The 1668-nt window shown below is 70.0% G+C and carries 3 protein-coding genes; 2 read left to right on the top strand and 1 reads right to left on the bottom strand.

Annotated elements, in window-relative coordinates:
- Together nucS and B7X32_RS20750 are read left to right on the top strand one after the other, a co-directional pair.
- Positions 1-668: endonuclease NucS (nucS, locus tag B7X32_RS20755; protein ID WP_292724098.1), on the top strand; the 668-nt coding region annotated here is incomplete at its 5' end.
- A gap of 25 nt (positions 669-693) precedes the next feature.
- Positions 694-1368, top strand: a complete 675-nt coding sequence (locus tag B7X32_RS20750; RefSeq protein WP_292724096.1) for an HAD hydrolase-like protein — start codon at positions 694-696, stop codon at positions 1366-1368.
- Between the two features lie 174 nt (positions 1369-1542).
- On the opposite strand, the gene B7X32_RS20745 is transcribed toward B7X32_RS20750, so the two are convergent.
- Positions 1543-1668 (bottom strand): cold shock domain-containing protein (locus tag B7X32_RS20745; RefSeq protein WP_292724101.1); only part of this gene is annotated, 126 nt, incomplete at its 5' end.

Here is a 1668-nt window from a genome sequence, read left to right as displayed (position 1 = left end):
TGGACTACACCGGCCGCCTCAATGCCCACCTGCCCCTCGCCACGCGTCTGCTCGTGCACAAGGGCGACGGCAGTCTGCTCGTGCACTCCGACGGCGGCAGCTACAAGCCGCTGAACTGGATGAGCCCGCCGTGCCGCCTCGAGTCCGAGCAGCCGGGGGAGGAGGAGGCGTCCGCGGGCGTCACCGAGGTCTGGCGGGTCACGCATCAGAAGACCGGCGACGCGCTGCGCGTGCAGATCTACGAGATCCTGCACGACTCCGCCCACGAGCTGGGCGTCGACCCCGGGCTGCAGAAGGACGGCGTCGAGGCGGATCTGCAGCGTCTCCTCGCCGAGCAGGTGGAGCGGATCGCCGAGGGCGCGACCCTGGTGCGCCGCGAGTACCCGACGGCGATCGGGCCGGTGGATCTCATGGTGCGGGACGCGGACGGCGCCGCGATCGCGGTCGAGATCAAGCGCCGCGGCGACATCGACGGCGTGGAGCAGCTCACCCGCTACCTGGAACTGCTCGGCCGGGATCCGCACCTCGCACCCGTGCAGGGCGTGTTCGCCGCCCAGGAGATCAAGCCCCAGGCGCGCGTGCTCGCCGAGGACAGGGGCATTCGCTGCCTCGTCCTCGACTACGAGGACATGAAGGGCATCGAGTCCGGCATCCCGCGGTTGTTCTGATCCGTATACCTCGAGAGGCATGAACATGGCCGGATCCCCCTATACCTGCGTCCTCTGGGATGTCGACGGCACGATCGCCGATGCATCGGCCGGGATCCTGCCGCGCCTCGTCGAGGTGTACGCGGCGTTCGGCCTGCCGGAGCCCGCCCAGAGCGAGCTGTCCCGCTGGATCGGGCCGCCCATGTTCGAGTCGTTCCGCGACCTGGCCGGCCTCTCCGAGGAGGATGCGCACCTCGCGGTGCGGAAGTACCGGGAACTGGCCATGCGCGACGGCTACGCCGCGAGCGTGCGGATCTATCCCGGGGTGGCCGAAGCGCTGCAGCGGGTCAAGGCGGCGGGCGTCCCGCAGGCCACCGCGAGCTCGAAGCCGGAGAATCAGGTGCTCGCGATCCTCGAGCACTACGGCCTGATCGACGACTTCGTCATCGTCGCCGGAGCACTGCCCGACGCCTCGGGGCTGCACGACGGCAAGGAGGCGGTCCTCCGTCGCGCACTGCACCGGCTCACCGAAGCGGGCGTCGACGTCAGCCGCCCCGTCCTGATCGGCGACCGCCTGCACGACATCGAGGGAGCCGCGCCCCTCGGCGTCCCCGTGATCTTCGTCACCTGGGGCTTCGGCGAACCGGGGGAGTCGGCCGGCGCCATCGCCGAGGTCGCAACGCCCGAGGAGCTGCTTCAGCTCCTGCTGCCGCAGGGCTGACCTCCGCGGACCGCGGCGTCACGCCTGCGAGAAACCACTTCTGACACGACACACCACGCCTGACGCGGTGTCTCGTGCAGGATCTGGTTTCTCGCGCCGAGCGGTCGAGGCACCCGGCGCAAAAGGAGACTCCCCCGGTGCCGAAGCACCGGGGGAGTCAGAAGTCCGTGTCGCTCAGAGCGGACGGATGTTCTCGGCCTGCAGGCCCTTGGGGCCCTGCGCCACATCGAACTCGACGCGCTGGTTCTCGTCGAGCGAGCGGTAGCCGGAGGATGCAATGGCGGAGTAGTGCGCGAACAC

This window comes from Microbacterium sp. 13-71-7 (assembly GCF_002257455.1).
Classification (GTDB): Bacteria; Actinomycetota; Actinomycetes; order Actinomycetales; family Microbacteriaceae; genus Microbacterium.
The sequence above is the reverse complement of the archived record's forward strand: the minus strand, read 5'-3'. Positions and strand labels throughout refer to the sequence as shown.